The organism is Burkholderia sp. BCC1993 (assembly GCF_905339865.1).
Taxonomy (GTDB): Bacteria; Pseudomonadota; Gammaproteobacteria; order Burkholderiales; family Burkholderiaceae; genus Burkholderia.
The window spans coordinates 33,825-58,509 of sequence record NZ_CAJPGZ010000020.1; the positions used below are offsets into that span (position 1 = coordinate 33,825).

General features: G+C 67.5%; 25 protein-coding genes. 5 read left to right on the top strand and 20 right to left on the bottom strand.

The genetic code is table 11. From position 1 onward, the window contains the following. Positions 1–13: 13 nt before the first annotated feature. Positions 14–1,225 (bottom strand): S53 family peptidase, encoded by a 1,212-nt coding sequence (locus U4Y91_RS29505; RefSeq protein ID WP_321808023.1) that lies wholly within the window; start codon positions 1,223–1,225, stop codon positions 14–16. Positions 1,226–1,633: 408 nt separating this feature from the next. Here U4Y91_RS29505 and crcB point away from each other — a divergent pair, with 408 nt between their 5' ends. Both crcB and U4Y91_RS29515 read left to right on the top strand, forming a co-directional pair. After that, complete coding sequence (gene crcB, locus U4Y91_RS29510; RefSeq protein WP_321808024.1) at positions 1,634–2,020, top strand: fluoride efflux transporter CrcB; 387 nt, start codon at positions 1,634–1,636, stop codon at positions 2,018–2,020. Between the two features lie 24 nt (positions 2,021–2,044). Beyond that, the gene (locus U4Y91_RS29515; protein WP_044846233.1) at positions 2,045–2,395 is read left to right on the top strand and encodes a DUF190 domain-containing protein; all 351 of its coding nucleotides are present in this window, start codon (positions 2,045–2,047) and stop codon (positions 2,393–2,395) included. Between the two features lie 14 nt (positions 2,396–2,409). On the opposite strand, the gene U4Y91_RS29520 is transcribed toward U4Y91_RS29515, so the two are convergent. After that, positions 2,410–2,973: a YggT family protein gene (locus tag U4Y91_RS29520; protein ID WP_321808025.1), complete on the bottom strand. Its 564-nt coding sequence runs from the start codon at positions 2,971–2,973 to the stop codon at positions 2,410–2,412. A gap of 76 nt (positions 2,974–3,049) precedes the next feature. Beyond that, positions 3,050–3,979 (bottom strand): Rossmann-like and DUF2520 domain-containing protein, encoded by a 930-nt coding sequence (locus U4Y91_RS29525; RefSeq protein ID WP_321808026.1) that lies wholly within the window; start codon positions 3,977–3,979, stop codon positions 3,050–3,052. A gap of 517 nt (positions 3,980–4,496) precedes the next feature. Between U4Y91_RS29525 and U4Y91_RS29530 the strand changes: the two genes are divergently transcribed. Next, positions 4,497–4,787, top strand: coding sequence for a hypothetical protein (locus U4Y91_RS29530; protein ID WP_257768128.1), 291 nt, complete (start codon positions 4,497–4,499; stop codon positions 4,785–4,787). Positions 4,788–4,887: 100 nt separating this feature from the next. Here U4Y91_RS29530 and U4Y91_RS29535 read toward each other — a convergent pair whose 3' ends face one another. Both U4Y91_RS29535 and U4Y91_RS29540 read right to left on the bottom strand, forming a co-directional pair. Continuing rightward, positions 4,888–5,562 carry a LysE family translocator gene (locus U4Y91_RS29535; protein ID WP_124892500.1) on the bottom strand — a complete coding sequence of 225 codons (675 nt, stop codon included), beginning with the start codon at positions 5,560–5,562 and terminating at the stop codon, positions 4,888–4,890. Between the two features lie 34 nt (positions 5,563–5,596). Continuing rightward, positions 5,597–7,153, bottom strand: coding sequence for a UbiD family decarboxylase (locus U4Y91_RS29540; RefSeq protein WP_124487762.1), 1,557 nt, complete (start codon positions 7,151–7,153; stop codon positions 5,597–5,599). A 596-nt stretch (positions 7,154–7,749) separates the two neighbouring features. On the opposite strand from U4Y91_RS29540, the gene U4Y91_RS29545 reads away from it, so the two are divergent. After that, a complete protein-coding gene (locus U4Y91_RS29545) occupies positions 7,750–8,877 on the top strand; it encodes a lytic transglycosylase domain-containing protein (protein ID WP_321808027.1) in 1,128 nt (375 codons plus the stop codon). Between the two features lie 119 nt (positions 8,878–8,996). Here the strand turns inward: U4Y91_RS29545 and U4Y91_RS29550 are convergent, their stop codons facing one another. The 9 genes from U4Y91_RS29550 to U4Y91_RS29590 form a co-directional block, all read right to left on the bottom strand. Then, positions 8,997–10,193 (bottom strand): pyridoxal phosphate-dependent aminotransferase, encoded by a 1,197-nt coding sequence (locus U4Y91_RS29550; protein ID WP_124487764.1) that lies wholly within the window; start codon positions 10,191–10,193, stop codon positions 8,997–8,999. A gap of 64 nt (positions 10,194–10,257) precedes the next feature. Then, positions 10,258–10,695 carry a transcription antitermination factor NusB gene (gene nusB, locus U4Y91_RS29555; protein ID WP_044846225.1) on the bottom strand — a complete coding sequence of 146 codons (438 nt, stop codon included), beginning with the start codon at positions 10,693–10,695 and terminating at the stop codon, positions 10,258–10,260. Next, the gene (ribH, locus tag U4Y91_RS29560) at positions 10,692–11,207 is read right to left on the bottom strand and encodes a 6,7-dimethyl-8-ribityllumazine synthase (protein WP_040143614.1); all 516 of its coding nucleotides are present in this window, start codon (positions 11,205–11,207) and stop codon (positions 10,692–10,694) included. Before ribH ends, nusB begins: the two co-directional genes overlap by 4 nt. A 53-nt stretch (positions 11,208–11,260) precedes the next feature. Then, positions 11,261–12,403 (bottom strand): bifunctional 3,4-dihydroxy-2-butanone-4-phosphate synthase/GTP cyclohydrolase II, encoded by a 1,143-nt coding sequence (ribBA, locus tag U4Y91_RS29565; protein WP_321808028.1) that lies wholly within the window; start codon positions 12,401–12,403, stop codon positions 11,261–11,263. Between the two features lie 187 nt (positions 12,404–12,590). Beyond that, a complete protein-coding gene (locus U4Y91_RS29570; protein WP_257768119.1) occupies positions 12,591–13,109 on the bottom strand; it encodes a DUF1993 family protein in 519 nt (172 codons plus the stop codon). A gap of 184 nt (positions 13,110–13,293) precedes the next feature. Next, the gene (locus U4Y91_RS29575) at positions 13,294–13,923 is read right to left on the bottom strand and encodes a riboflavin synthase (protein ID WP_321808029.1); all 630 of its coding nucleotides are present in this window, start codon (positions 13,921–13,923) and stop codon (positions 13,294–13,296) included. 14 nt (positions 13,924–13,937) lie between these two features. Continuing rightward, positions 13,938–15,059, bottom strand: a complete 1,122-nt coding sequence (ribD, locus tag U4Y91_RS29580) for a bifunctional diaminohydroxyphosphoribosylaminopyrimidine deaminase/5-amino-6-(5-phosphoribosylamino)uracil reductase RibD (protein ID WP_321808030.1) — start codon at positions 15,057–15,059, stop codon at positions 13,938–13,940. Between the two features lie 15 nt (positions 15,060–15,074). Next, complete coding sequence (gene hemL / locus U4Y91_RS29585; RefSeq protein WP_059680798.1) at positions 15,075–16,358, bottom strand: glutamate-1-semialdehyde 2,1-aminomutase; 1,284 nt, start codon at positions 16,356–16,358, stop codon at positions 15,075–15,077. Between the two features lie 174 nt (positions 16,359–16,532). Beyond that, complete coding sequence (locus U4Y91_RS29590) at positions 16,533–16,985, bottom strand: hypothetical protein (protein WP_321808031.1); 453 nt, start codon at positions 16,983–16,985, stop codon at positions 16,533–16,535. A gap of 244 nt (positions 16,986–17,229) precedes the next feature. Between U4Y91_RS29590 and U4Y91_RS29595 the strand changes: the two genes are divergently transcribed. Then, positions 17,230–18,438: a Bcr/CflA family multidrug efflux MFS transporter gene (locus tag U4Y91_RS29595; RefSeq protein ID WP_321808032.1), complete on the top strand. Its 1,209-nt coding sequence runs from the start codon at positions 17,230–17,232 to the stop codon at positions 18,436–18,438. A 177-nt stretch (positions 18,439–18,615) separates the two neighbouring features. Here the strand turns inward: U4Y91_RS29595 and U4Y91_RS29600 are convergent, their stop codons facing one another. From U4Y91_RS29600 to zwf, 6 genes are all read right to left on the bottom strand, one after another. After that, positions 18,616–19,077, bottom strand: coding sequence for a type VI secretion system amidase immunity protein Tai4 (locus tag U4Y91_RS29600; protein ID WP_321808033.1), 462 nt, complete (start codon positions 19,075–19,077; stop codon positions 18,616–18,618). A gap of 73 nt (positions 19,078–19,150) precedes the next feature. After that, positions 19,151–19,507 carry a DUF1493 family protein gene (locus tag U4Y91_RS29605; RefSeq protein ID WP_321808034.1) on the bottom strand — a complete coding sequence of 119 codons (357 nt, stop codon included), beginning with the start codon at positions 19,505–19,507 and terminating at the stop codon, positions 19,151–19,153. Then, positions 19,507–19,938 (bottom strand): STM2901 family protein, encoded by a 432-nt coding sequence (locus U4Y91_RS29610; protein WP_044846216.1) that lies wholly within the window; start codon positions 19,936–19,938, stop codon positions 19,507–19,509. Before U4Y91_RS29610 ends, U4Y91_RS29605 begins: the two co-directional genes overlap by 1 nt. Before the next feature lie 569 nt (positions 19,939–20,507). Continuing rightward, positions 20,508–22,436: a bifunctional transcriptional regulator/glucokinase gene (locus tag U4Y91_RS29615; RefSeq protein ID WP_321808035.1), complete on the bottom strand. Its 1,929-nt coding sequence runs from the start codon at positions 22,434–22,436 to the stop codon at positions 20,508–20,510. Then, positions 22,414–23,094, bottom strand: coding sequence for a 6-phosphogluconolactonase (gene pgl / locus U4Y91_RS29620; protein WP_321808036.1), 681 nt, complete (start codon positions 23,092–23,094; stop codon positions 22,414–22,416). The genes U4Y91_RS29615 and pgl overlap by 23 nt, the downstream gene beginning before the upstream one ends. Positions 23,095–23,180: 86 nt before the next feature. After that, the gene (gene zwf, locus U4Y91_RS29625; protein WP_321808037.1) at positions 23,181–24,650 is read right to left on the bottom strand and encodes a glucose-6-phosphate dehydrogenase; all 1,470 of its coding nucleotides are present in this window, start codon (positions 24,648–24,650) and stop codon (positions 23,181–23,183) included. Positions 24,651–24,685 lie beyond the last annotated feature (35 nt).

Consider the following 24,685-nt stretch of genomic DNA (forward strand, 5'->3'; position numbering starts at 1 on the left):
CGGCGTTCGCCCGTTACGGCTGACCGACGAGCGCCTGCACGAGTGCCGCGGCTTGCGGCGAACCGAGGCCGGTCACGTAGTCGTAGCCGCCCGCGGCGTTGCAGATGCTGCCGCAGCTGCCGTTGGACCCCGTCGTGACGTCGTGATAGTCGCTGCCGTAGGCGTTTTTCCCGACCGTATAGAGCGTGTTATAGGTACCGCTCAACCGGCTTTTGCCGGCCGCCGCGCGCAGCGAATTCGCGATCGCGACGAGTGCCGACCATTGCGGCGCACCCGCGCTGGTGCCGCCGACCTGGAACCAGCCCGCCTGCCCCTGGTAGGTGACCGAGTCGTACACCGCGAAACCGCTGGACGGGTTCGCGTCGTAGCTGACGTCGGGCACGCCGCGCTTGCCGGCGACCGGCACCGGCCATGCGGTCTGGCCGGCCGGTTCGCCCTCGAGGGAACTCACGCCGCCGCCGCTGCCGCTCCACGCGGCCTCGCCGACGTAGGCGCCGGACGCGTCGGTGGACAACGTCGTGCCGCCCACCGCCACCACGTACGGCGACGCCGCCGGGTACTCGGTGCCGGTGCCGCTGTCGCCGGACGACGCGACGAACGTGACGCCCGATACGTTGAAGTGGCTGTCGAAGCCGGTTTCGCTGTTGAACTCGTTGCCGCCGAAGCTCATCGACACGACCGACGCGCCGCGCTTGACCGCGACGTCGACCGCGGCCATCAGGTCGTTGAAGCTGGCCGACGCGGCCTCGACGAGCACGATCTTCGCCTTCGGCGCGATCGCATGCACCCATTCGACGTCGAGCGATATCTCGAGCGCCCAGCCCGAATCGGCCCTGGGCCGCGCGCCGCGTGCATATACCTTGGTGAAGCAGCCGTTCGCCGTGGTGCAGGCCGGCAACGAGAACGCGTTGCTGAACACGCCGAGATCGGACTCGATCCTCGGGTCGTCGTACGCGTCGACGATCGCAACGACCATCCCGTCGCCCTGGTTGGCGATCGTGTCGAATCCGTACGCGTGCCGGGTGAGCGCCGGCGTGAGGCCGGCCACCGTGGCCGTGCTTGCGCGCGGTTTCGTATGGAACGGCGGACGGGCGAATCCCTTGGGTGCACGGGCGCCCTCGACGTAGGACGGCGGCCCGTTGTCCCCGGCGAGCGCGACGCTCGACGCGAGCAGCGACGCGCACAGCGCCGGTATCAACATGGAAGACAGGCGGATATTGTTCATTCTTCGAGTCTCCATGTCGATGGAGTAGGGGGCAAAACAATTCTACGAAATCGGCTGGGTAAATTGCATGGGATATCGAACGAATACGGGAATATCTGATGAGGGTAAATACGTGAAATGCCAATGGAATACGGCTTTCAAGCGCTGGCATGCCGTCGGATAAAGCTGATCTCCGGTATTAAAAATCTGATAAATAATCGCCGCCGCTTTTGATTTGTAATGTCCGGCGTAATCGATTGGAAAACATCGATTGCGGCGCGGGTGCCGGAATAACGAAATGCGTGATGCCGGTGCGACGCGATCCGGGCCCCGCCCGCCGGTCCTCCGGCATTGCCGTCGCGGCGCGATTGCGCATACAGTTCGGCGTAGGCCGCATCCGCGATGCGGGCTCGTCAGCGAGGAGCTCCCTTGTTCTATTCGATCGTCGCGATCTTCGTCGGCGCCGGGCTCGGCGCATTGCTGCGCTGGTTCCTGAGCCTTGCGCTCAACGCGTACTTTCCCGCCGTGCCGCTCGGCACGCTCGCCGCGAACCTGATCGGCGGCTACGTGATCGGCGTTGCCGCCGTCGTTTTTACCACCCGTGTCGGGCTGCCGCCGGAGTGGCGGCTGTTCGTGATCACCGGCTTCCTCGGCGGCCTCACGACGTTCTCGACCTATTCGGTCGAAGTGATGACGCACGCGGTGCAGGGCGAATTCGGATGGGCGTTCGCGGTGGCTGCCCTACACTTGACTGGATCGTTCACGCTGACGGCGCTCGGCATGTGGACCGCGCGCGCGTGGTTCGCGGCGGCCTGAGCGCGCCGGCACCGGGAGGACGCGATGGACAGGGTCTTCTTGCGCTTCTACGTGCACGAGCAGCACCGGCTGCACTGGAAGCCGCTGTGGGAGTGGTTGCTGGAGGAGGGAAACCGGATGGGGGTCGCGGGCGGTTCGGCGTTTCGCGCGATGGCCGGCTTCGGCCGGCATCGGGTGCTGCACGAGGACCGCTTTTTCGAACTGCAGGGTTCGCTCGCGGTCGAGGTCGAGTTCATCGTCACCGAGGACGAGGCGCAGCGGCTGCTCGAGCGCGTGTCGCGCGAGAAAGTGCGCGTGTGCTACGCGATGATTCCGGCGAATTTCGGCGTGATCGATACGCTCGAGGCGCCGCCGGCGCAGGGGCCGGCAGCGTAGCGCAACACGCCGGATCAGATGCCGAAGATCGTCAGCGACACGGCGGCGCGCGTGACGATCATCAGCAGCACCTGCACGATCACGAACAGCAGGATCGGCGACAGGTCGATGCCGCCGAGGTTCGGGATCACGCGGCGCAGCGGGTTCAGGAACGGCGCGGTGAGCTGGTAGAGGATCGGCATCGCCGGCGAGCGCGGATTGAGCCACGACAGCAGCGCCATCAGGATCGTCATCCAGATCACGAGATTGAGCGCCCACTTCACGACGGTGAGCAGCGCGACCACGACGAGCGTCGCGATCACCGAGGCCGGGTCGAAGCCGGCCATCACGACCATCAGCACCACATAGACGAGCGCGGTGAGCAGCGCTGCGACGACGCTTGCCCAGTCGATGCCGCGCACGCCCGCGATCACGCGGCGCAGCGGCAGCACGAGCCAGTTGGTCGCATGCAGCACGGCCTGCGTGACGGGGTTGTACGGCGGCACGCGGACGGCCTGCATCCAGACGCGCAGGATCAGCGCGGCGCCGAACAGCGTGAAGACGGTATTGAGCAGAAAACGGGCGATCTCGCCGAACATCGTTGGCATCCTTTTTATACAGTCGAGTAGCGTGCGGCCGCTAACGCCGGATGGCGGCGCATCGGCCGACACCTTATCACGCCTCGTCCCGCGACGGGGAGGGGTGCCCGGCCGTGCGCGCGAGCGACGTTTCGACGGCCTGCGCGAGCGCCGGCAGCGCGGCCGGCGGCGCGGCGCGCTTCGCCGCGAGCGCGACCGCGCGGCGGGTCATCAGCGCGTACAGCGTCGCGTGATCGCCGCCGCGCGCCTCGAGCAGCGCGAGCTGCCGCTCGACGATGCCGGTGTCGCCGCGCGATACCGGGCCCGCGAGTGCGTTCGCGAGGCCCTTGTCGCGCGCGGTCTCGATCGTGCCGGCAAGCATCGGCAGCAGCGCGCGCAGCGCCGCTTCCTCGTCGAAGCCGAGGCCGCGCCACAGCTCGACCGCTTCCGACAGGCCGCACAGCGCGAAGCTCGCCGCGTAATGTGCAGCTGCGTGATAGAGCATCCGGCCGCCGGCCGGAATCGACAGCGGATGGCAGCCGAGTGCGGCAGCAAGCCGCAGCAGCGTCGCGTGCAGCGCGCCGTCGGCTTCGAGCGTGACCGAGCAGCCGTCGATGCGGGCGAGATCGGCGTCGGTGCCGCCGAACAGGTAGAGCGGATGGAAGCCGCCCGTGGCCGCGCCTTGCCGCTTGGCCGGATCGAGCAGTTCGACCGCCGACGCGCCGCTGCAGTGGACGAGCGCCTGGCCCGCCGCGCGCGCCGCGTCGAACCGCAGCGCCGCGGCGGTCGACGCGAGATGGTCGTCGGGCACTGTCAGGAAGATCAGGTCGGCGGCGCCGACGACCTGCTGCGGCGTGTCGACCGCGCGGCAGCCGTCGATGCGCGCGGCGAGTGCCGTGGCCGATTCCGCCGTGCGGCTCGCGATCGCAACGACCGGAAAGCCGGCCGCCGCGAAACGCAGCGCGAGGCAGCGCGCCAGGCGGCCGGCGCCGATGAAGCCGAGGCGGGGAGTGTCGGGAAGGGACATGGCGGATGACGAAGCGAAAACGGAGCAGCCGCCAGTATCGCAGGAATGACGGGGCGGCCGCGCAAGGGCGGCGCCGGGCGAGGACGACCTGGACAGTGGCGTTCGACACGGACGGGATACCGGTAAATTCGCGCGGCCTTTTTCGCCGCCCGGTGACGATCGCCTGATTCGGCCCCGAATCACGCGGGGGCCGCATCCCTGTTGAATTGTCGGCGTCTTGTCTCAAATTTGTAATCGTTCATTACGGAAGCGTGCCTGCCGTGCTTACCGGATCCGGTAAGACTGACCGGACAATGTGTCGCGATTTCACTGGTCGGACGGAATCACGCGACCGGCAAGCGATGTCGAGGATCCGCCAAGCCACGCCGCACGGTGGCTGCAGCCGGGTGGAATTGCAATTTGCAACAAATGCGCGATACGCGCGCGGCAGGTTTTCGCTACATTGCTTCCATGCGACGTGCATGCCCGCCGTTGCCGACAGGGGCGCACAAATTACCGCTCCAGCAGGAGAATCGAAGTGAAAAAGCTCATTCCGTTCATCGCCGCCGCCGCGCTGGGCCTGGGTGCCGCGAGCGCCGCGCAGGCCCACGTGTCGATCGGGGTCGGCATCGGGGTTCCGATCGCACCTGCGTATCCCGTGTATGCAGCGCCGCCGCCCGTGTACTACGCACCGCCGCCCCCGCCCGTGTATTACGCGCCGGCGCCGGCCTACTATGCACCGCCCCCCGTGGTCGTCGGCGGCTACTACGGCCGTCCGTACTGGCGTCACGGTTACGGCGGCTGGGGCCATCACGGCTGGCGTCGTTGACGTGTCCCGCGCGGCCTGACCGCGCGCGGCAAAACGGCGCAACGTCCCTCGCGGGGCGTTGCGCCGTTTTTCATTGGGCGCGCGATCCGGTGCGCGCCGGTTACGACACGGCGTGCGCAATCAGGTCGCGATAGCCGCCGACGATCACGCTGTACGAGAAATACGCGAACAGCAGCGCCGACGCCACATGGCACGCGCGCATCAGCCCCGCGCCCGCGCGCTTGCGGCCCTGGCTCGCGAGCGTGCACATGAAGAGCGTCCACGCGAGGCCGCCGAGGAAGAAGCCGGACAGGAACACCGACGCCGTGGCCGGCGTGGTCGCGCCGGCTTTCGCGATCAGCGCGCCGCCGACCGCCGCGAACCACAGGATTGCGCTCGGCGACGACATCGCGAGCAGCATCCCGCGCATGAAGCTGCGCCGCGCACTGGCACGCGGCTGCGGCGTGTCGTCCGCATCGCCGTCGTCGGTGCCGCCGGCCGGCGCGAGCGCTTCGCGCGCCATCTTCCACGTGAGGAACAGCAGCACCGCACCGCCGCCGATCCAGACGATCCAGCGCACGGCCTCGAACTGCAGCAGCACGGCCATGCCGGCGAGCGCGAGCGCCGCGTAGACGAGGTCGCCGACGCACGAGCCGACGCCGAGCCAGAAGCCGGGCCGGAAGCCGTGCGACAGCGTCAGCGACAGCATCGCGACGTTGACGAGGCCGATGTCGAGACACAGCGACAGCGACAGGAAGAATCCGTCGGACAGCATCGAGGCGGGGGGAAAGCTCATCGTCGTTCTTGTCGGGTGCGTTCAACGCGCGGACTTACAGTCCGATCTCCTGCCAGAGGCGGTCGACGCGCGCCTTCACGGCGGCGTCCATCTCGATCGGGCGGCCCCATTCGCGGTTCGTCTCGCCGGGCCACTTGTTGGTCGCGTCGAGCCCCATCTTCGAGCCGAGGCCCGCGACGGGCGACGCGAAATCGAGATAGTCGATCGGCGTGCTGTCGACCATCACGGTGTCGCGCACGGGGTCGACGCGCGTCGTGATTGCCCAGATCACCTCGTTCCAGTCGCGGATGTTCACGTCCTCGTCGACGACCACGATGAACTTCGTATACATGAACTGCCGCAGGAAGCTCCACACGCCGAACATCACGCGCTTCGCATGGCCGGCGTAGCTCTTCTTCATCTGGACGATCGCCATCCGGTAGCTGCAGCCTTCCGGCGGCAGGTAGAAGTCGGTGATCTCGGTGAACTGCTTCTGCAGCAGCGGCACGAACACCTCGTTGAGCGCGACGCCGAGCACGGCCGGCTCGTCGGGCGGCTTGCCCGTATAGGTCGAGTGATAGATCGCGTCGCGGCGCATCGTGATGCGCTCGACGGTGAACACCGGGAACCACTCCTGCTCGTTGTAGTAGCCGGTGTGGTCGCCGTACGGGCCTTCGAGCGCGTGCTCGTACGCGGCCGACGCGTTGCCGGCCGGCCGCGGCGGTGCGCCGGCCGGGGCAGGGGCGGGCGCGCCTTCCTGCGGATAAATGAAACCTTCGAGCACGATCTCCGCGCGGGCGGGCACCTGCAGCGTGTCGACGCCGGGCGTCAGGCACTTCGCGAGCTCGGTGCGGCTGCCGCGCAGCAGGCCGGCGAACTGATACTCGGACAGCGAATCGGGCACCGGCGTCACCGCGCCGAGCGTCGTGGCCGGATCCGCGCCGAGCACGACCGCGACCGGATACGGCTTGCCGGGGTTCTTCAGCGCGAATTCGCGGAAGTCGAGCGCACCGCCGCGATGCGCGAGCCAGCGCATGATCAGCTTGTTGCGGCCGATCAGCTGCTGGCGGTAGATGCCGAGGTTCTGGCGCGGCTTGTTCGGCCCGCGCGTGACCGTGAGGCCCCACGTGACGAGCGGTCCCGCGTCGCCGGGCCAGCAGGTCTGGATCGGCAGCTTGTGCAGGTCGACGTCGGCACCTTCCCAGACGATCTCCTGGCACGGCGGCGACGACACCGATTTCGGCGCCATGTCCCATACGGCCTTCGCGAGCGACAGCAGCTTGCCGGCGTCCTTCAGGCTCTTCGGCGGATCGGGCTCCTTCAGCGCGGACAGCAGCCGCCCGAGGTCGCGCAGCGAGCCGAGCGCGGCGTCGTCGCCCGCATCGACGCCCATCCCGAGCGCGACGCGGCGCGGCGTGCCGAACAGGTTGCCGAGCACCGGGAACGCATTGCCGGGTGGCGCGGCGAACAGCAGCGCCGGGCCGCCGGCGCGCAGCACGCGGTCGCACAGCTCGGTCATTTCGAGCACGGGCGACACGGGTTGCGTGACGCGCCGCAGTTCGCCGAGCGCCTCGAGGCGCTGGATGAAATCGCGTAAGTCTTTGTATTTCATGAAGAAGGTCCGGGCCGCCCGCAAGGCGGGCAGCGATGGGTGGGCGCAGCGGCCGGCTGCGGCCCCGAATCGACCGCCGATTTTACCCGGGCCGCCGCGCGCACGCCCGGGCGGAGAAAAAAGTGGACCGCGCGCAGAGCCCCTACGGCAGGGGGCTCGCGATCTGAAGGGCGGTTCAAAATTACTTTTTGTTATAATTTGAAGGTTTTATAGTGTTGACGATCTATAAAACCCTGCTAGAATCCGCTCACATTGGCTGCAGGGTAAAAGGCTTCGAGCCGCCAATCACCGATCTTTGACGCAGCGCGTCACCGTCCGCCGAAACCTGCACGGCGTATTCGACGGCCTTTGTCGTAGTCCCAGCCAGCGCCACCAGACGCTGGTTTTTTGCGTGGGTGCCACCGCGTATGCCCGCCTCGCCCAGTGTGCGAAGGTGCCGGCCGTCTTATACCGTGGCCTCGAACGGTACTTATACCGTTTCCCCGATGCCCGCACGTCCGACCAAGGCGTGCGGCGTCGTGATTCCGCGGCGCGTTTTCTGTCTCGCCATCGAGCCGAGCGAGCCGCACGAGTCATGTTCATGGGAGATGATCTGAATGAACGCTTGGTTATCGTGGCGTCCCAGTGAGCAGCATGCACAGATCGTGCGCAATATGCTGCGTCGCGGGACGCGTGTCAGTCACCATTTATTCAGCGTTGTCGGCTGTTTCGCCGTCGCGATCGCACTGGCCCTGTGGCTGCTGCCGACCGTGCGCGGGAACCTCGCCGCGAAGCTGATGCCGGTCGTATCCGCGGCCGTGCAGGCCGGTCCGGCCCGTCTGCTGACCGGCCATCCGCTGCCGAACTTCGCGCCCGCCGGCGCGCAGCCGCAGCAGGAAGACGCCCCCGAAACGGATGCGCTCGCCGTCGGTCTCGATGTGGCACCGGATACCGCCGCGCAGAGCGATGCGTCCGATCCGGCCCGCAACGGCCCGTCGCCTGTCGCGCTCGCGAAACTGATCCCGTCCCAGCGGGTCCCGGCCGATGCGCGCGACGACCGCGCGCTCGCGTCGAACCGCCAGCAGGCGCTCGTCGCCACCTACCTGTCGCGCCGTTACCGGGTCGCCCAGGAGCCGCTCGGCCAGCTCGTCAAGGCCGCGTTCCAGACCGGCCACGACGTCGGCCTCGATCCGCTGCTGCTGCTGTCCGTGATGGCGATCGAATCGGGCTTCAACCCGTACGCGGAAAGTGGCGTCGGCGCGCAAGGCCTGATGCAGGTCATGTCGAAGGTCCATTCCGACAAGTTCGAATATTTCGGCGGTACCGACACCGCGCTGCAGCCGCTCGCGAACCTGCAGGTCGGCGCGCTCGTGCTGAAGGACTGCATCGCCCGCGGCGGCTCGCTTGCGAACGGCCTGCGTCTGTACAACGGCTCGACCAACCCGGACGACACCGTGTACGGCTCGAAGGTCATGGCCGAGCGCGGCCGCCTGCGCGACGTCGCGCACGGCCGCAGCGTGCCGCTCAATGCGCCGCAGGCGCCGCCCCAGCCGTCGAAGCCGATCGTCACCGCGGCCGCGACCGCAGCGGCAGGCAGCACGAAGCGCGTGCACGCGACGCTCGACGCCGCGCAGCCGATCGCCGCGAAGGCCGCCGCGGCGCCGAAGGGCGCGCCGCAGCAGGACGACGCAAGCGTCGACACCGCGAAGCAGGCGCACGGCGATCATTCGGAACTCGGCGCGTAAGTCACGTAACGCCCCGCGGTTCCGGCAGGACCCAAGCGAAAAGGCACCCGTTCGGGTGCCTTTTCGTTTTGGCGCGGACGGTAGCGCCCGGCACGTCGGCCGGGAGGGCCGCTCGGACGTCAGTGCTGGCCGAACAGCGTCGCGAGCCGCTCGACGGCCTCTTCGAGGCGCGAATAGGCGGTCGCATAGGACAGCCGGATATAGTCGCGCGGCGCATGCACACCGAAATCCATGCCCGGCACCAGCACGACGCCCGCGTCGTGCAGCATCGCCTGCGTGAGTGCCGCGCTGTCGCCGGCCGCCGGATGGGCGACGCCGCCGCAGTGCGCATACACGTAGAACGCGCCGTCCGGCATCACGGGCACCGTGAAGCCGAGCCGTTCGAGCGCCGGCGCGATGAAGTCGCGGCGACGCTTGAATTCGAGGCGGCGCGCCTCGTAGATGTCGAGCGCCGCCGGTTCGAAGCACGCGAGCGCCGCGTGCTGCGCGAGCGTGGACGGGCAGATGAACAGGTTCTGCGACAGCTTTTCGAACGTGCTCACGAGCGCGGGCGGTACGACCAGCCAGCCGAGCCGCCAGCCGGTCATGCTGAAGTACTTCGAGAAGCTGTTGACGGTGACGACATCGTCGCCGTACGACAGCGCCGACACGGGCGCCGCGTCATAGCTGAGCCCCTGGTAGATCTCGTCGACGATCGTGAAGCCGCCGCGGGCGCGCACGGCTTCGACGATCCGCTTCAGTTCGTCCGGCTCGAGCGACGTGCCGGTCGGGTTCGACGGCGACGCGAGCAGCACGCCGCGCGTGCGGCTGCCCCAGCGCGTGCGGACGTCGTCCGCGGTGAGCTGGAAGCGCGCTTCCGGGCCGCTCGGCACGAGCACCGGGCGGCCTTCGGCCGCCGCGACGAAGTGCCGGTTGCACGGATACGACGGGTCGGGCATCAGCACCTCGTCGTCGCGGCCGACGAGCGCGAGGCACGCGAGCAGCAGCGCGGCCGACGCGCCGGCCGTCACGACGATCCGCTCGGGGCTGATCGTGAGGCCGTAGGCGCGCGCGTAGTGCGCGGCGATCGCTTCGCGCAGCGGCGCGATGCCGAGCGCGCTCGTGTACTGCGTGACGCCGCGGCGCAACGCAGCCGCCGCCGCCTCGACGACGGGCTCCGGTGCGGTGAAGTCCGGCTCGCCGATGCCCATGTGGATAACATCGCGCCCGGAGGACTCGAGCCGCTGTGCCTCCTTCATCAGTTCCATCACGTAGAAGGGCTGGATCGCGTCGACGCGTGCGGCGAGCGTGACGAGCGAATCGGCGGTGGTATTCATCGGTCGGGCGGGGCGGGGAGGGAGAACGAAAAACGGGCGCTCGCGCGCCCGTCTACTTGCGGAATCAGCCGTTGCGGCGCGCCTGCGTTTCAGCGGGGCGCAGCTTCGCGGCGAGCTTGTCGAGCACGCCGTTGACGTACTTGTAGCCATCGGAGCCGCCGAACGTCTTCGCGAGTTCGACCGCTTCGTTGATGATCACGCGGTACGGCGTTTCGACATGATGCGTGAGCTCGAACGTCGCGATCAGCAGCACGGCGCGTTCGACCGGCGACAGCTGGTCGACCGGACGGTCCAGCGACGGCGTGAGGGCTTCGACGAGCGTCGCATGCTCGCGAATCACGCCGTGCAGGATCGCGTCGAGCAGCTCCTTGTCGGCCTTGTCGTAACCGAGCGCGCCGCGCAGTTGCGCGTCGATCTCGCCGGGGGCCGCGTTCGACAGCAGCCACTGATACAGGCCCTGCGTCGCCAGCTCGCGCGATTGTCGGCGGGCGCTCTTCTTCATGCGCGCTCCTCTTCGTCGTCTTCGTCTTCTTCTTCGTCCTCGTCGTCGCCGAGCTGGTCGAGCGCCATCGTCAGGTTGGCCATCTCGACCGCGACGCGTGCGGCGTCACGACCCTTTTCGGTCATGCGCGCGACGGCCTGCTCGTCGTTTTCGGTCGTCAGGACCGCGTTCGCGATCGGCAGGTTGAAGTCGAGGCCGATGCGGGTGATGCCCGCGCCGCTTTCGTTCGACACGAGTTCGAAATGGTACGTCTCGCCGCGGATCACCGCGCCGAGCGCGATCAGTGCGTCGAACTGGCCGCTTTCCGCGAGCTTCTGCAGCGCGAGCGGGATTTCCAGCGCGCCGGGCACCGACACGAGCAGCACGTCTTCACCGGAGACGCCGAGGCGCTCGAGTTCTTCGACGCACGCATCGGCGAGGCCGTTGCAGACGGGTTCGTTGAAGCGGGATTGCACGATGCCGATACGCAGGCCGTCGCCTTCGAGATTCGGTTGGTATTGTCCGATTTCCATGATCTGGTCCGTGGTGTGGATGAACGGTTATAGGGCGAAAGCGTCGTGGCGGGTTACGCGTGGGACGCCGGGCAGGACTTGGCTTCGCCGCCGGGCATCGGAATGAAGCCCGTGACTTCGAGGCCGTAGCCGGACATGCTGCCCAGCTTGCGCGGATTCGACAGCACCTGCATCTTGGCGACGCCGACATCGCGCAGGATCTGCGCGCCGATGCCGAACGTCTTGAAATCGACCGGCCGGCGCTTCAGCGCAGCGGCCTTTTCTTCCTCGTCGAACGCCTTGAAGACGTCGATCAGATGTTCCTTCGTGTCGCCGCAGTTGAGCAGCACGATCACGCCGAGGTCGCGTTGCGCGATGTCGCGCATCGCCGCGTCGAGCGTCCACGAGTGCGTCGAGACGCCCGTCTCGAGCAGGTCGAGGACCGACAGCGGCTCGTGCACGCGCACGGGCGTATCGACGTCGGGCGACGGCGTGCCGCGCACCAGCGCGATGTGCGGCGAGCCGCTCGGCTGGTCGCGGTACAGCACCGCGCGGAACGTGCCGTGCGCGGTCTGCATCGTGCGCTCGGCGATCCGCTCGATGATCGATTCGGTGCGGCTGCGGTACTGGATCAGGTCGGCGATCGTGCCGATCTTCAGGCCGTGTTCCTTCGCGAACTCGAGCAGGTCGGGCAGGCGCGCCATCGTGCCGTCGTCCTTGATGACCTCGCAGATCACCGCGGCCGGCGTGAGCCCGGCGAGCGCGGTGAAGTCGCAGCCGGCCTCGGTGTGGCCGGCGCGCACCAGCACGCCGCCCGGCTGCGCCATGATCGGGAACACGTGGCCCGGCTGCACGATGTGCTCGGGACGGACGTCGTGCGCGACCGCCGTGGCGATCGTGTGCGCGCGGTCGGCGGCCGAGATGCCGGTCGTCACACCTTCGGCCGCTTCGATGCTGACCGTGAACGCGGTGCCGTACTGGGTGCCGTTGCGGTAGGTCATCAGCGGCAGGTGCAGCTGCTTGCAGCGTTCCTGCGTCAACGTCAGACAAATCAGGCCGCGGCCGTACTTGGCCATGAAGTTGATCGCTTCCGGCGTGACGAATTCGGCGGCGATCACGAGGTCGCCTTCGTTTTCGCGGTCTTCTTCGTCGACCAGGATCACCATCCGGCCGGCTTTCAACTCCGCGATGATGTCGAGCGTGGAGGCGAGCGTCATAAGGGGGCGAGAAAGAGGAAAGTGCGTATTTTACGCCAGCCGGACCGCGTTTCGGCTGGCACCGGCTGCGCGCGGCCGGCGAGCCCGCCGAAACGCGGTGCGACCGGCCTGCGAGGCGGGCCTGCCCGGGCCGCCGCGGCCCGCCCGATGTCAGGCAGCCGCAGGCTGGCCGGGGCCCGGCCGTGCGTCACGCGTGGTCGTTGCGGCCGCCGAGGTAGTCGAGCTTGCCGAGTTCGACGCCGCTGTGACGCAGGATGTCGTACGCCGTCGTCACGTGGAAGAAGAAGTTGGGCAGCACGAAGTTCAGCAGGTACGACTGCCCGGTGAACTCGATCGGACCGACGCGCATCTTGAGCACGACCTGGCGTTCTTCGCTGCCGTCGATCTGCGCGGCGTCGAAGCCTTTCAGATAGTCGATCGTCTTCTGGATGCGCGCATGCAGTTCGTCGAACGTCTGCTCGACGTCGGGGTAGCTCGGGATGTCGACGCCGGCGAGCCGCGCGGCGCAACCCTTGGCCGTGTCGGTCGCGATGTACACCTGGCGGACGAGCGGCAGCATGTCCGGATAGAGGCGTGCGCCGATGAACACCGACGGGTCGATCTGCTTCTCGGCCGCGTGCGCCTGCGCCTTGCCGAGGATGTGCTGCAGGTTGGTCAGGCCGCGGATCAGGACGGGCAGCGAAGCCTGGTACATCGAGATGGACATGGGGACGACTCCTGGAGGAAAAGGGGGCAGCCGGTACGCGGCGCACCGTGCGTCGCGGCGCCGAAAACGCTGCCGTTGCATCTTAGCGCGACGGGCTGGCGTGTGCGCGTCGTTGGCCGTCAGGCCAGGTGCCGCGCCGAGCCGCCAGCCGCCAATCCCTGCCCAGAGGGCGGAACCGCCGCAATCAGTCCTGATGCACGCCCTGCGATGCCGACATCATCCGCTCGACATACCGCGCGATCATGTCGATTTCGAGATTGACCTTGTCGCCGGCCTTCACGTGACGCAGCGTCGTGACCTCGACCGTATGCGGGATCAGGTTGATCGAGAATTCGCAGCCGTCGGCGCGATCGTCGACCGTGTTGACGGTCAGGCTCACGCCGTTGACCGTGATCGAGCCCTTGTACGCAAGATAGCGGCCGAGCTCGCGCGGCGCGACGATCCGCAGCTCGTGCGATTCGCCGACCGGCGCGAAGCGCGTCACGGTGCCGAGGCCGTCGACGTGGCCCGACACGATGTGCCCGCCGAGGCGGTCGTGCGCGCGCAGCGCCTTCTCGAGGTTCACTTCGCCGGGTTGCGCGAGGCCGACCGTGCGGTTCAGGCTTTCGCGCGACACGTCGACGTCGAATCCGGTGCCGGTCTTTGCGATCACCGTCATGCACGCGCCCTGGATCGCGATGCTGTCGCCGAGCGCGACATCGGCGAGGTCGAGCCCGCCGGCCTGTACGGTCAGCCGCACGCCCGCGTCGGGCGACGCGCCGAGCGGATTGATCGATTCGATGCGGCCGACGGCCGCGACAATTCCGGTAAACATCGTGACGGCTCCGTTCAATGCGTGGCAGGGGGCGGCGCGACACGCGCCAGGATCCGCAGATCGTCGCCGATCCGCTCGACGCTGTGGAACGCGAGCCGCGTGCGGGCGTCCAGGCTCGCGGGCGCGGCGAGGTCGAACATGCCGGCCGCGTCGCTGCCGAGCAGGCTCGGCGCGAGATAGACCAGCAGCTCGTCGACGCACTGCTCGCGCAGCAGCGAGCCGTTCAGCTTGTGGCCGGCCTCGACGTGCAGCTCGTTGACGCCGCGCGCGCCGAGCGCCGCCAGCATCGCGGGCAGGTCGACCTTGCCGTGCGCATTCGCGAGCGACACGATTTCCGCGCCGCGCGACTTCAGCACGTTCGCGCGCACTTCGCCGGCGGCATCGAGCCGGCCGCAGAAGATCAGCAGCGGCGCGCCCTCGAGCAGGCGCGCATCGAGCGGCAGGTCGAGGCGGCTGTCGACCAGCACGCGCTGCGGCTGGCGCGGCGTGTCGATGCCGCGCACGGTCAAGAGCGGGTTGTCCTCGCGCACGGTGCCGATCCCGGTGAGGATCGCGCACGCGCGCGCGCGCCATGCGTGGCCGTCGAGGCGCGCGGCCTCGCCGGTGATCCACTGGCTTTCGCCGGACGGCAGCGCGGTGCGTGCATCGAGCGACGCGGCCGTCTTCATCCGCACCCACGGGCGGCCGCGCGTCATCCGCGACACGAAGCCGATGTTCAGTTCGCCCGCTTCATGCGCGAGCAGCCCGCAGCGCACGTCGATGCCCGCGTCGCGCAGCATCCCGAGGCCGCGCCCGGACACCTGCGGATTCGGGTCTTCCATCGCCGCGACGACCTTCGCGACGCGCGCGTCGATCAGCGCGTTCGCACACGGCGGCGTGCGGCCGAAGTGGCTGCACGGCTCGAGCGTCACGTACACGGTGGCGCCGGCGACGTCGTGGCCGCGCGCGCGCGCGTCCTTCAGCGCCTGCACTTCCGCGTGGTCCTGGCCGGCAGGCTGCGTGAAGCCTTCGCCGATCACGTCACCGTCCTTGACGATCACGCAGCCGACGCGCGGATTCGGCGCGGTCGTATACATGCCGCGCGCCGCGAGCGTCAGCGCGCGCTGCATGTGGGCGAAATCGGTATCCGAGAACATGCGTGCGGACCCGGGTCAGGCGGCCAGCGCCGCGAATGCGCGGCGTGCGGCCGCGAGCGTCGCGTCGATCACCGCGTCGTCGTGCGTGCTCGACACGAAGCCGGCCTCGTACGCGGACGGCGCGAAGTACACGCCTTCGTCGAGCATCAGGTGGAAGAAGCGGTTGAAGCGCTCGGTGTCGCTCTTCGTGACTTCCGCGAAGCTGGTCGGCACGCGCTCGGCGAAGTACAGGCCGAACATCGCGCCGATCGAGTCGGCCGCGAACGGCACGCCGGCCGCGCGCGCTTCGGCCGCGAGGCCGTCGGCGAGGCGCTTCGTCTGCGCGGTGAGCGCGTCGTAGAAACCGGGCGCCTGGATCAGCTGCAGCGTCTTCAGGCCCGCGGCGACCGCGATCGGGTTGCCCGACAGCGTGCCGGCCTGGTACACGCCGCCGAGCGGCGCCAGGTGGGCCATGATGTCGCGGCGGCCGCCGAACGCGGCAGCCGGCATCCCGCCGCCGATCACCTTGCCGAGGCAGGTGAGGTCGGCCGCGATCCCGTAGTACGCCTGCGCGCCGCCGAGCGCGACGCGGAACCCGCACATCACCTCGTCGAAGATCAGCACGGCGCCGTGCTTCGTGCACAGCGCGCGCAGCGCGTTCAGGAATTCGGGCGTGCCGCGCACGAGGTTCATGTTGCCCGCGACGGGCTCGACGATCACCGCGGCGATCTCGTCGCCGAACGCGCCGAACGCTTCTTCGAGCGCGGCGACGTTGTTGTATTCGAGGACGGTCGTGTGCTTCGCGATGTCGGCGGGCACGCCGGCCGACGTCGGGTTGCCGAACGTCAGCAGGCCCGAGCCGGCCTTGACCAGCAGGCTGTCCGCGTGGCCGTGGTAGCAGCCCTCGAACTTGACGATGCGGCTGCGGCCCGTGAAGCCGCGCGCGAGACGCAGCGCGCTCATCGTGGCCTCGGTGCCGCTCGACACCATCCGCACCTGCTCGATCGACGGCACGAGCTTGCAGATTTCCTCGGCGATCTCGATTTCCGCTTCGGTCGGCGCGCCGAACGAGAAGCCGTCGGCGAGCACGTTCTGCACGGCCGACAGCACTTCCGGATGGACGTGGCCGACGATCATCGGGCCCCACGAGCCGATGTAGTCGATGTACTGCTTGCCGTCGGCATCCCAGAAGTACGGGCCTTGCGCGCGCGACACGAAGCGCGGCGTGCCGCCGACCGAACGGAAGGCGCGCACCGGCGAGTTGACGCCGCCCGGGATGGTCTTCTGGGCGCGTTCGAAGAGGATCTGATTGTTGGACATGTGCGAAACCTGCGAGAGAAGGGCGCGGGGGCCGGTGCACGGGCCGCGGCGCCTGAGCGGAACGATCGTCTGATTGTACCGGAGACGCGCCTGGCGGGCCCGCGGCCGGGTCTGCGGCCTTTCCGCGCGTGGGGGATTGGCCGGCGCGAACGGCGCACGGCCGATCCGGCCCGTTTATCGTGGCGACTGGCGCTTGCCGGTCAGCTCGGCCCAGCGCTTCTCGAGCGGGCCTTCGACCATCGGCTTGATCGACGTGCCGGAAGACTGCGCGTCCCAGGTCTGCACCGAGTACGGATGCGCGCGCAGCGCGTCGCGCGGGATCACGACGTCCTGGTGGGCGTCGACCAGCCAGTCGTAGACGAAATCGATGCACAGCCGGTAGCCGCGCTTCGTCGCCGGGTCGGGCACCTCGTAGGGCGCGCGCGTCACGTAGCCCGAGCCGAACACGCCCTTCGGCGCCTGCGCGACGCGGTGCAGGAACACGCGGTCGCCCGGCAGGATGCCGCGTGCGAAGCCGCAGCCCCACACGTCGTGCACGGCCTCGCCGGCCTTCACGCGCGCGGCGACGTCGGGCAGCTCGGGCCACGGCCATTTCTTGGGGCTCCAGATCAGCAGGAAGGCGGTCATCGGGTCGGTCGTGCGTCGAATGGATCGGACAAGGGCGGCAGCGAGCCGCAAGCTTAATCGAATCCGCTCGCGATCATGCGTGACGCCGGCCGCGCGGGCGCTTTCCGGTCGTGCGCGGCACCCGGCCGGCGGCGCGCGAAAAAGTTGCGCGTACAATCATGGGCCTGGGCGCCGTCCGCGGCGCGGCTTCCCTCTTCACCGCCACGCGTGCCCCGATGCGCGCGGGCCTCCATTGCGAATACCCATGTCCCACGTCGTCCGGCGCCGGCCCGATGCCCGGCTGATCCTGTTGCTCGGCGCGCTCGCGGCCTGCGGGCCGATCGCCACCGACATGTACCTGCCGAGCCTGCCGTCGATCGCCGACGGCTTCTCGGTGAGCCCCGGCGCCGCGCAGCGTACGCTGACGAGCTTCATGGTCGGCTTCTCGATCGGCATGCTGCTGTACGGTCCGCTGTCCGACACGTGGGGCCGCCGGCCCGTGCTGCTCGGCGGCATCGCGCTGTTCACGCTCGCGAGCGTCGGCTGCTTCGTGTCGGGCTCGATCGACATGCTGATTCTCGTGCGCTTCCTGCAGGCGCTCGGCGCGGGCGCCGCGTCGGTGCTTGCCCGTGCGATCGCACGCGACGCGCACGAGCCGACCGACGCGGCGAAGGTGCTGTCGATGGTCGCGATTGTCACCGCGATCGGGCCGCTGCTCGCGCCGCTGATCGGCGGCCAGATCCTGCGTTTCTCCGGCTGGCGTGGCGTATTCGTCGTGCTGGCCGTGTTCGGCGCGATATGCGCGACGACCGCGTACCTGCGCGTGCCCGAAACCTGGCCGAAGGAGCGGCGCAAGAGCACGGCCGTGCTCGCGTCGTACGGGCGCATCCTGTCCGATCCGGTCGCGTGGGGGCACATGCTGTGCGGCGGGATGGCGTTCGCGTCGATGTTCTCGTACATCACCGCGACGCCGTTCGTGTACATCGAGTATTTCCACGTGTCGCCGCAGCATTACGGGCTGCTGTTCGGCCTGAACGTCGTCGGGATCATGATCGGCAACTTCGCGAACACGCGGCTCGTCGGCCGCGTCGGCTCGCTGCGCCTCATCGCGACCGCGTCGCTCGTGAGCTGCGTCGCGTCGCTCGCGGTCGCGCTGGTCGCGCTGACCGGGTGGGGCGGGTTGTGGTCGATCGTCGTGTGCCTGTTCTTCGTCGTCGGCGTGGTCGGGATCCTGTCCGCGAACTGCACGACCGATCTCATGCACCGCTATCCGCACAACGCGGGCGCGTCGGCGGCCGTGTTCGGCGCAATGCAGCTCGCGCTCGGCGCGCTCGCGAGCGTCGCGATCGGCGCACTGGCGGACGGCACGCCGTTTGCGATGGGTGTGACGATCGGCGTCTGCGGCGTGCTGTGTTTCGTCGGGCGTTACCTCGTGCTGCGCTGGCATGGCCGGCCGGTGAAAGCGGGGGCTTGAGCGGTGCGGCAGGATTCGCGGACGAGGAAGGTCACGGGCGCGCGAATGCAGCGGAGCGGCTATTTGCTGCTCGTCGCCTCGCGAATATGTTCGGACGCATCGAACAGCAGTTTCGCGGTGTCGGGCGGGGGCGTGTGTCGGCAATGGGGGCCATGCATTCGCTTCCACATGTCCGCCTCACCTGGAGCGGTCTGACGAGCGATTATCGAGTCGATAGCTGCGCTTCGGGTTGATGACAAACCGTTTGACCTGAGCGTCGAGTTCCTTGCTGTGGTACAGATCCAGGCATTTCAAAAAATCGAACCTGACGCCTTTGATTTCGGATTCGACGATCGGATTGTGATAATCGCGGCCAAGAAAACGATTGACCAGCGATTTGCCCGCGTCGGGGTTCCGTTCCAGATCGAAGTACGTCCAGTCCATCAGCGCACTCGCGCTGCTTCCCGCATCCATGGCAGCGGACGGTTCATTCCGATAAGCGGTCGCGACGCACTCGGCGAGCACCATGTCCTTGTAATTCTGCGCGTAGGTTCGGGCGCCGGCTTGTGGCGACGATGTTGTATCTGTCGCATGGCCCGATTGTGCCGCCAACGTCAGTGCCGAAAATATCACACGCCGGAGCAGCGGATTTTGTCTCATGGCAGACTCCAGAGGTGTGCACAGATCCAACACATCGCCTAAAAAATAAACCGGTCTATTTGGCGAGGTACAATCAGCGCGGCAGACTTTCCAAGCGCTGATTGTTCCACTCTCCATCCAAAATAGCCTGATAGAGCATGCCTAGAGTCAGTGGCACTTTGTCATATTTTTCTCGGTGTTTTCTGGAGAAAGCCATCCGCGCCACTTCAATCAAGCTAAAGCCCTCTCCTGAGAAGTAGCGATTGAACTCAAAATCTCCAACTTGCACCGGAAACTTATCGAAGAAGCTCTCCATAAACTCGATCGCATCGTCGCCAGTGATATCCAAATCACTCTCGACGGCATGACCTTTTGTGAGAATTTTTTGGGGACTAACGCCGGTCTCCCTTCTCACAAAATCCTCAAACTCGTTCCATGTAAATTGGCTCATCAGAACACCTTGTCCTCAGGCTTAACAAGCGCGTTATAGCGCGACACGGAACGAATGCTGATCATCGTGACATCGTTGGCAGCAATGACCCAGCCAACGACAGGAACCGCGCGCCCAACGAAAACCCCAATGTTTCTTACCAGAATGAACCTCAAGCGCTTAACGCTGGCGTTGGTCAGCGTTGGGAGGATCTTCTTCTTCAAATCGTAGTCCAGATACTTGCGACTCAATATCGACGCAACAGAAGTACCCGGCGTGGTACCAAAGGGCTTTGCTCGTGTTGGCATCCAATTTTGACCGGCCACAATGGCAACCACTGCTGCTACATCGTCAACACCAAGCTCCTTGCATGTCTCATCGATAAAGACAAGGAAAAACAGCTCCATCGGCGTGAGATCTCGATGTGTACCAAAGGCATAGGTATTGTTCATTATAGTATTCCTCTCTCAGGCTATCGACGAGGCTGAAACCTCGAAGAGAACGATCCCCTGCCTATCGTCCCGGGCCTCCCAGCGAAGGCGGGGATTTGATCACTTCTGCTTTGCCCGATCGCTGGATATTGGTGGCCACGTTGCCCCCAATCGTTCGCGCAACTTTCTCCGTGGAATTTATCGGCGCGTAAATGCGCATTGCTGCTGCCCATGCGGCTGAAAAGCGTGGTCTAGGCATATCCCTCTCCGCAAACTGGATGAACGTGGTGCTGTCGATGCCAATCGGGGTTCTGCGAGAAACGCGTCATTTCTCGCGTCGAACCGGGATGGCGGCATCACGCGGAGTGAAGGAAGTTACCGAGCCTGGGCAACTGCTGACAATTGGACTTGTTCGAAAATGGGGGCGTGTACGAACGTATGACGTCACGCGCAGCCCTCGGCAGACGGCATCGTCGATGCCTGCCGGGCCGCTGTGGTGCGGGGCGGTGCCGCACATGTGAAACACCCCGAACGCCGGGCTTCAATCCAGCATTCGGGGTGTCGTGTAGCGACGGCGTTTCGCCGAAGCGTCAATCCCGCGCGACGTCCTTCGCCGCCGGCGACGCGCCGTGGCTCAGCCAGTCGAGCACGTCGGCCGTTTCGTCGTCGCTCGCCCGTGCGCGCGCCTGCGCGACGGCCTCCGGCAGCTCGCCGTTGGTCGACGCGCGACGGATCGCGACGCCGACCGCGAGGATGTCGATCATCAGCAGATGCAGGATCCGCGAGATCATCGACAGCTGCGATTCGCGCATCTCGATGTGATCGGTCTCGAGCGCGACGGTCGCCCGCTTCGCGAGCGGCGTGTTGCTCGACGTGATCGCGATCACCTTCGCGCCGGCCTGCATCGCAACCTCGAGCACGCGCAGCAGCTCCGGCGCGCGCCCCGACTTCGACACCGCGACGATCACGTCGCCCTTGCCGAGCAGTGCGGCCGATGCGGCCTGCATGTACAGGTCGCCGTACGCAATCGTCGGGATTCCGAAGCGGAAGAACTTGTAGTGCGCGTCCTGCGCGACGATGTTCGAGTTGCCGAGCCCGTAGAACTCGATGCGGCGCGCGCCGTTCAGGATCTCGATCGCGTTCTCGACGTGCTCGAAGTTCAGGTGTTCGCGCAGCTGCAGGATCGCGGACACCGTGTTGTCGAGCACCTTCGCGCCGAAGTCGGTGGCCGTGTCGCCGAGATGGACCTGGCTGTGGCTCATCGGAATCGTGCCGGTGAGGCCGGTCGCGAGCTTCAGCTTGAAGTCCGACAGCCCCTGGCAGCCGAGCGAGCGGCAGAAGCGGATCACCGTCGGCTGGCTCACGTCTGCCTTGCGCGCGATGTCGACGATCGGGTCGTTGATGATCGAGCGCGGATGGTTCAGCGCGAGATCGGCGACGCGGCGCTCGGCCGGCGTCAGCGCGTCGCGCATCTGGCGGATCCGCTCGAACACGGCCGACGACGCGCCGCCCGAACGGTTCGACAGCTGCTCTGCGAGGATCGCCGATACCCCGAGGAACGCCGGGTATTCGGCGGTGATCAGGTAGGTCGGGATGTTCTGGAGATACTGCGTGAAGCGGCCCTTCGCCTCGAAGCGTGCGCGGAACGACGAGCGCGTGAACAGTTCGCCGAGCTTCAGCGCGACGCCGCCGCCGATGTACACGCCGCCGAGCGCGCCGAGCGTCAGCGCGACGCTGCCCGCGAACGCGCCGAGGATCCCGCAGAAGCAATCGACCGTCTCGAGCGCGAGCGCGTCGCCCGCATGCGCGCGTTCGACGATCTCGACCGTGTCGACGGTCGCGGCGACGCGCTTCTTGTCGCGCGCGGCGAGCGCACGATAGATGATCTCGATGCCGGGGCCGGCGCACACGCGCTCGAACGACACGTGCGGAAACTTCTTGCGCGCGTACTGCAGCACGAGATCCTCGCGCTCGTCCTGCGGCGCGAACGACGCGTGACCGCCTTCGCTGCCGAGCGCGATCCAGCGGTCGTCCGCCGGAATCAGGCCGGACACGCCGAGCCCGGTGCCGGGCCCGAGCAGCCCGATCACGCTGTTCTGGCGGCGCGCGCCGCCGCCGATCTGCACACGCTGCGCATCGGTCAGGCCCGGCAGCGCCATCGCGAGCGCGGTGAAGTCGTTGACGACGAGCAGCGTGTCGAAGCCGAGCGCGCGACGCGTCGCCTCGATCGAGAAGCTCCAGTCGTGATTGGTCATCGTGACCTGGTCGCCGTCGACCGGGTTCGCGATCGCGATCGCCGCGTGGTTCACACGGCTGATCTTCACGTCCTTCAGATACTTGCGGATCGCGTCGGTGAGCGTCGGGTAGTCGGCGCCGGGATAGACGCGGATCTGCGTGATCTCGCCGGGGCCGGTTTCCAGCGCGAAACGCGCGTTGGTGCCGCCGACGTCCGCGAGCAGGCGCGGGCCGTCGGCATGCTGGCCCGCGACGACAGTCTTACTTTGCGCACCAGTAGACATCGAGCTGGGTCCCCTTGTCGTTGGCCAGTTGGGAAATCGCGTTCTTCTGCAGCGTCGCGGCCGCGGCGTCGAGCACGTCGCGCTTGCGGCTGCCCGCGATCAACAGGAAGAGCCGCTCGACGCGCTTCAGCGCATCGAGCGAAAAGCTCACGCGTGCATGCGGCGCGGCGCCGGGATGCACGGCGACGAAGCGCTCGGGCGTCGTGATCGCGTGGTCCCATTCGGGCGCGTCCGCGAAGATCGACGCCGTATGGCCGTCCTCGCCCATGCCGAGCACGGCGACGGTCGGCACGCGGTAGTCGGCGTTGGCGTTGAGCGCGGCGACGTGCGCATCGAGCGATGCGCGCGTGTCGATGAGCGGCAGGAAGCGGGCAGGGGCCGCCGCGTGCTGCAGCAGCGTGTCGCGCACGAGGTGCGCGTTGCTGGCCGCATCGTTCTCCGGCACCCAGCGGTCGTCGACCAGCGTGACGTCGACGCCGGCCCAGTCGAGCGGTTCGTGCGACAGCGTGTGCAGGAACGGGCGCGGGCTCGTGCCGCCGGACACCGCGAGCGTCGGGCGCGCGGGGCCGGCGAGCGCGGCGCGCAGCGCATCGCCGACGGCGCGCGCGAGCGCTTCGCTTTGCGCTTCCTGGGTGTCGAAAGCGTGGATCTCGATCACATCTCCTCCGGACTGCTTTGTCTGTTCAATTCGTGCGAATCGTGGGGCACGTTGCCGCGCGCTGGCGCGCACGGCAACGGTTTGCATCAGTTTTCTTCTTCGAGCCAGCAGGTGCCGTGCTGCGCGAGCATCGCGCTCGCCGCGGCCGGCCCCCACGTGCCCGCCGCGTACGGCTTCGGCGGCTTCAGCGAGCGTGCCCATTCGTTCAGGATCGGCTCGACCCAGCGCCACGCGGCTTCCTGCTCGTCGCGACGCACGAAGAGGGCGAGGCGGCCGTTGATCACGTCGAGCAGCAGGCGCTGGTACGCCTCCATCTGCCCTTCCTTGAAGAACTGGTCGAACGCGAGGTCGAGGTGCACGCTCGCGAGGTTCATCCCTTCGCCGGGCTGCTTCGCGAGGCAGTACAGGCGAATCGTCTCGTTCGGCTGCAGCCGGATCACGAGGCGGTTCGAACCGGGGCGCAGCGCGGTCGGGCCCAGCGCCGAGTGCGGCACCGGCCGGAAGTTCACGACGATCTCCGCGACGCGATCGGCAAGACGCTTGCCGGTGCGCAGGAAGAACGGCACGCCGGCCCAGCGCCAGTTCTCGATCTCGACCTTCAGCGCGACGAAGGTTTCGGTCGGGCTGTCGGGTTTCACGCCGGGCTCGGTGGCATAGGCCGGCACCTGCGCGCCCTTGATCACGCCCGCATGATACTGGCCGCGCACCGCGACCTTGCCGATGTCGCGCGGATCGATGGGCTTCAGCGCACGCAGCACGCGCAGCTTCTCGTCGCGCACCGCGTCGGAATCCATCGAGTGCGGCGGCTCCATCGCGACGATCGACAGCAGCTGCAGCAGGTGGTTCTGCACCATGTCGCGCAGTGCGCCCGTATTGTCGTAGAAATCGCCGCGCGCCTCGACGCCGAGCTCCTCGGCGATCGTGATCTGGATGCTCTCGACCCATTCACGGCGCCACAGCGGCTCGAACAGCGCGTTGCCGAAGCGCAGCGCGAGCAGGTTCTGTACCGGCTCCTTGCCGAGGTAGTGGTCGATCCGGTAGATCTGGTCTTCCGCGAAGATCTCGCCGACCGCGTCGTTGATCGCGTTCGACGATTTCAGGTCGTAGCCGAGCGGCTTCTCCAGCACGATGCGCGCGCCTTCGTTCAGGCCGACCGACGCGAGCGCCTTGCAGATCGGCACGAACAGCGACGGCCCTGTGGCGAGATAGAACACGCGGATGCCGGCCAGCTGCGCAACCGCGTCGCGTAGCACGACGTAATCCTCCGCGCGGCCGAGGTCGAGCTTCACGTATTCGATGCGCTCGAGGAAGGATTTCCACACGCTTTCGTCGAATGCCTTGCCGGCCGCCTTCGCCGCATGCGGCTTCACGTGCGTGTCGACCCACTCGAGATAGCCGGCCCGATCCGATTCGTGCCGCGCGACGGCAACGATCCGGCCGCTTTCCGCAAGCATGTTGCCGCGGTGCGCTTCGAACAGCGCGGGCAGGATCTTGCGCATCGACAGGTCGCCGGTGCCGCCGAAAAGTACGAAAGTAAAGCTGGAATCGGTATGCATGTGTCTCCGCCGGTTGGGGGGCTGGGAAGCGATCC

What these genes read in the sequence shown, in the direction of transcription:
- U4Y91_RS29505 (WP_321808023.1), bottom strand. Translation starts at nt 1,225, where the DNA reads ATGAACAATATCCGCCTGTCTTCCATGTTGATACCGGCGCTGTGCGCG.
- U4Y91_RS29515 (WP_044846233.1), top strand. Translation starts at nt 2,045, where the DNA reads ATGGACAGGGTCTTCTTGCGCTTCTACGTGCACGAGCAGCACCGGCTG.
- U4Y91_RS29520 (WP_321808025.1), bottom strand. Translation starts at nt 2,973, where the DNA reads ATGTTCGGCGAGATCGCCCGTTTTCTGCTCAATACCGTCTTCACGCTG.
- U4Y91_RS29525 (WP_321808026.1), bottom strand. Translation starts at nt 3,979, where the DNA reads ATGTCCCTTCCCGACACTCCCCGCCTCGGCTTCATCGGCGCCGGCCGC.
- U4Y91_RS29535 (WP_124892500.1), bottom strand. Translation starts at nt 5,562, where the DNA reads ATGAGCTTTCCCCCCGCCTCGATGCTGTCCGACGGATTCTTCCTGTCG.
- U4Y91_RS29540 (WP_124487762.1), bottom strand. Translation starts at nt 7,153, where the DNA reads ATGAAATACAAAGACTTACGCGATTTCATCCAGCGCCTCGAGGCGCTC.
- U4Y91_RS29545 (WP_321808027.1), top strand. Translation starts at nt 7,750, where the DNA reads ATGAACGCTTGGTTATCGTGGCGTCCCAGTGAGCAGCATGCACAGATC.
- U4Y91_RS29550 (WP_124487764.1), bottom strand. Translation starts at nt 10,193, where the DNA reads ATGAATACCACCGCCGATTCGCTCGTCACGCTCGCCGCACGCGTCGAC.
- nusB (WP_044846225.1), bottom strand. Translation starts at nt 10,695, where the DNA reads ATGAAGAAGAGCGCCCGCCGACAATCGCGCGAGCTGGCGACGCAGGGC.
- ribH (WP_040143614.1), bottom strand. Translation starts at nt 11,207, where the DNA reads ATGGAAATCGGACAATACCAACCGAATCTCGAAGGCGACGGCCTGCGT.
- ribBA (WP_321808028.1), bottom strand. Translation starts at nt 12,403, where the DNA reads ATGACGCTCGCCTCCACGCTCGACATCATCGCGGAGTTGAAAGCCGGC.
- U4Y91_RS29570 (WP_257768119.1), bottom strand. Translation starts at nt 13,109, where the DNA reads ATGTCCATCTCGATGTACCAGGCTTCGCTGCCCGTCCTGATCCGCGGC.
- U4Y91_RS29575 (WP_321808029.1), bottom strand. Translation starts at nt 13,923, where the DNA reads ATGTTTACCGGAATTGTCGCGGCCGTCGGCCGCATCGAATCGATCAAT.
- ribD (WP_321808030.1), bottom strand. Translation starts at nt 15,059, where the DNA reads ATGTTCTCGGATACCGATTTCGCCCACATGCAGCGCGCGCTGACGCTC.
- hemL (WP_059680798.1), bottom strand. Translation starts at nt 16,358, where the DNA reads ATGTCCAACAATCAGATCCTCTTCGAACGCGCCCAGAAGACCATCCCG.
- U4Y91_RS29590 (WP_321808031.1), bottom strand. Translation starts at nt 16,985, where the DNA reads ATGACCGCCTTCCTGCTGATCTGGAGCCCCAAGAAATGGCCGTGGCCC.
- U4Y91_RS29595 (WP_321808032.1), top strand. Translation starts at nt 17,230, where the DNA reads ATGTCCCACGTCGTCCGGCGCCGGCCCGATGCCCGGCTGATCCTGTTG.
- U4Y91_RS29600 (WP_321808033.1), bottom strand. Translation starts at nt 19,077, where the DNA reads ATGAGACAAAATCCGCTGCTCCGGCGTGTGATATTTTCGGCACTGACG.
- U4Y91_RS29605 (WP_321808034.1), bottom strand. Translation starts at nt 19,507, where the DNA reads ATGAGCCAATTTACATGGAACGAGTTTGAGGATTTTGTGAGAAGGGAG.
- U4Y91_RS29610 (WP_044846216.1), bottom strand. Translation starts at nt 19,938, where the DNA reads ATGAACAATACCTATGCCTTTGGTACACATCGAGATCTCACGCCGATG.
- U4Y91_RS29615 (WP_321808035.1), bottom strand. Translation starts at nt 22,436, where the DNA reads ATGTCTACTGGTGCGCAAAGTAAGACTGTCGTCGCGGGCCAGCATGCC.
- zwf (WP_321808037.1), bottom strand. Translation starts at nt 24,650, where the DNA reads ATGCATACCGATTCCAGCTTTACTTTCGTACTTTTCGGCGGCACCGGC.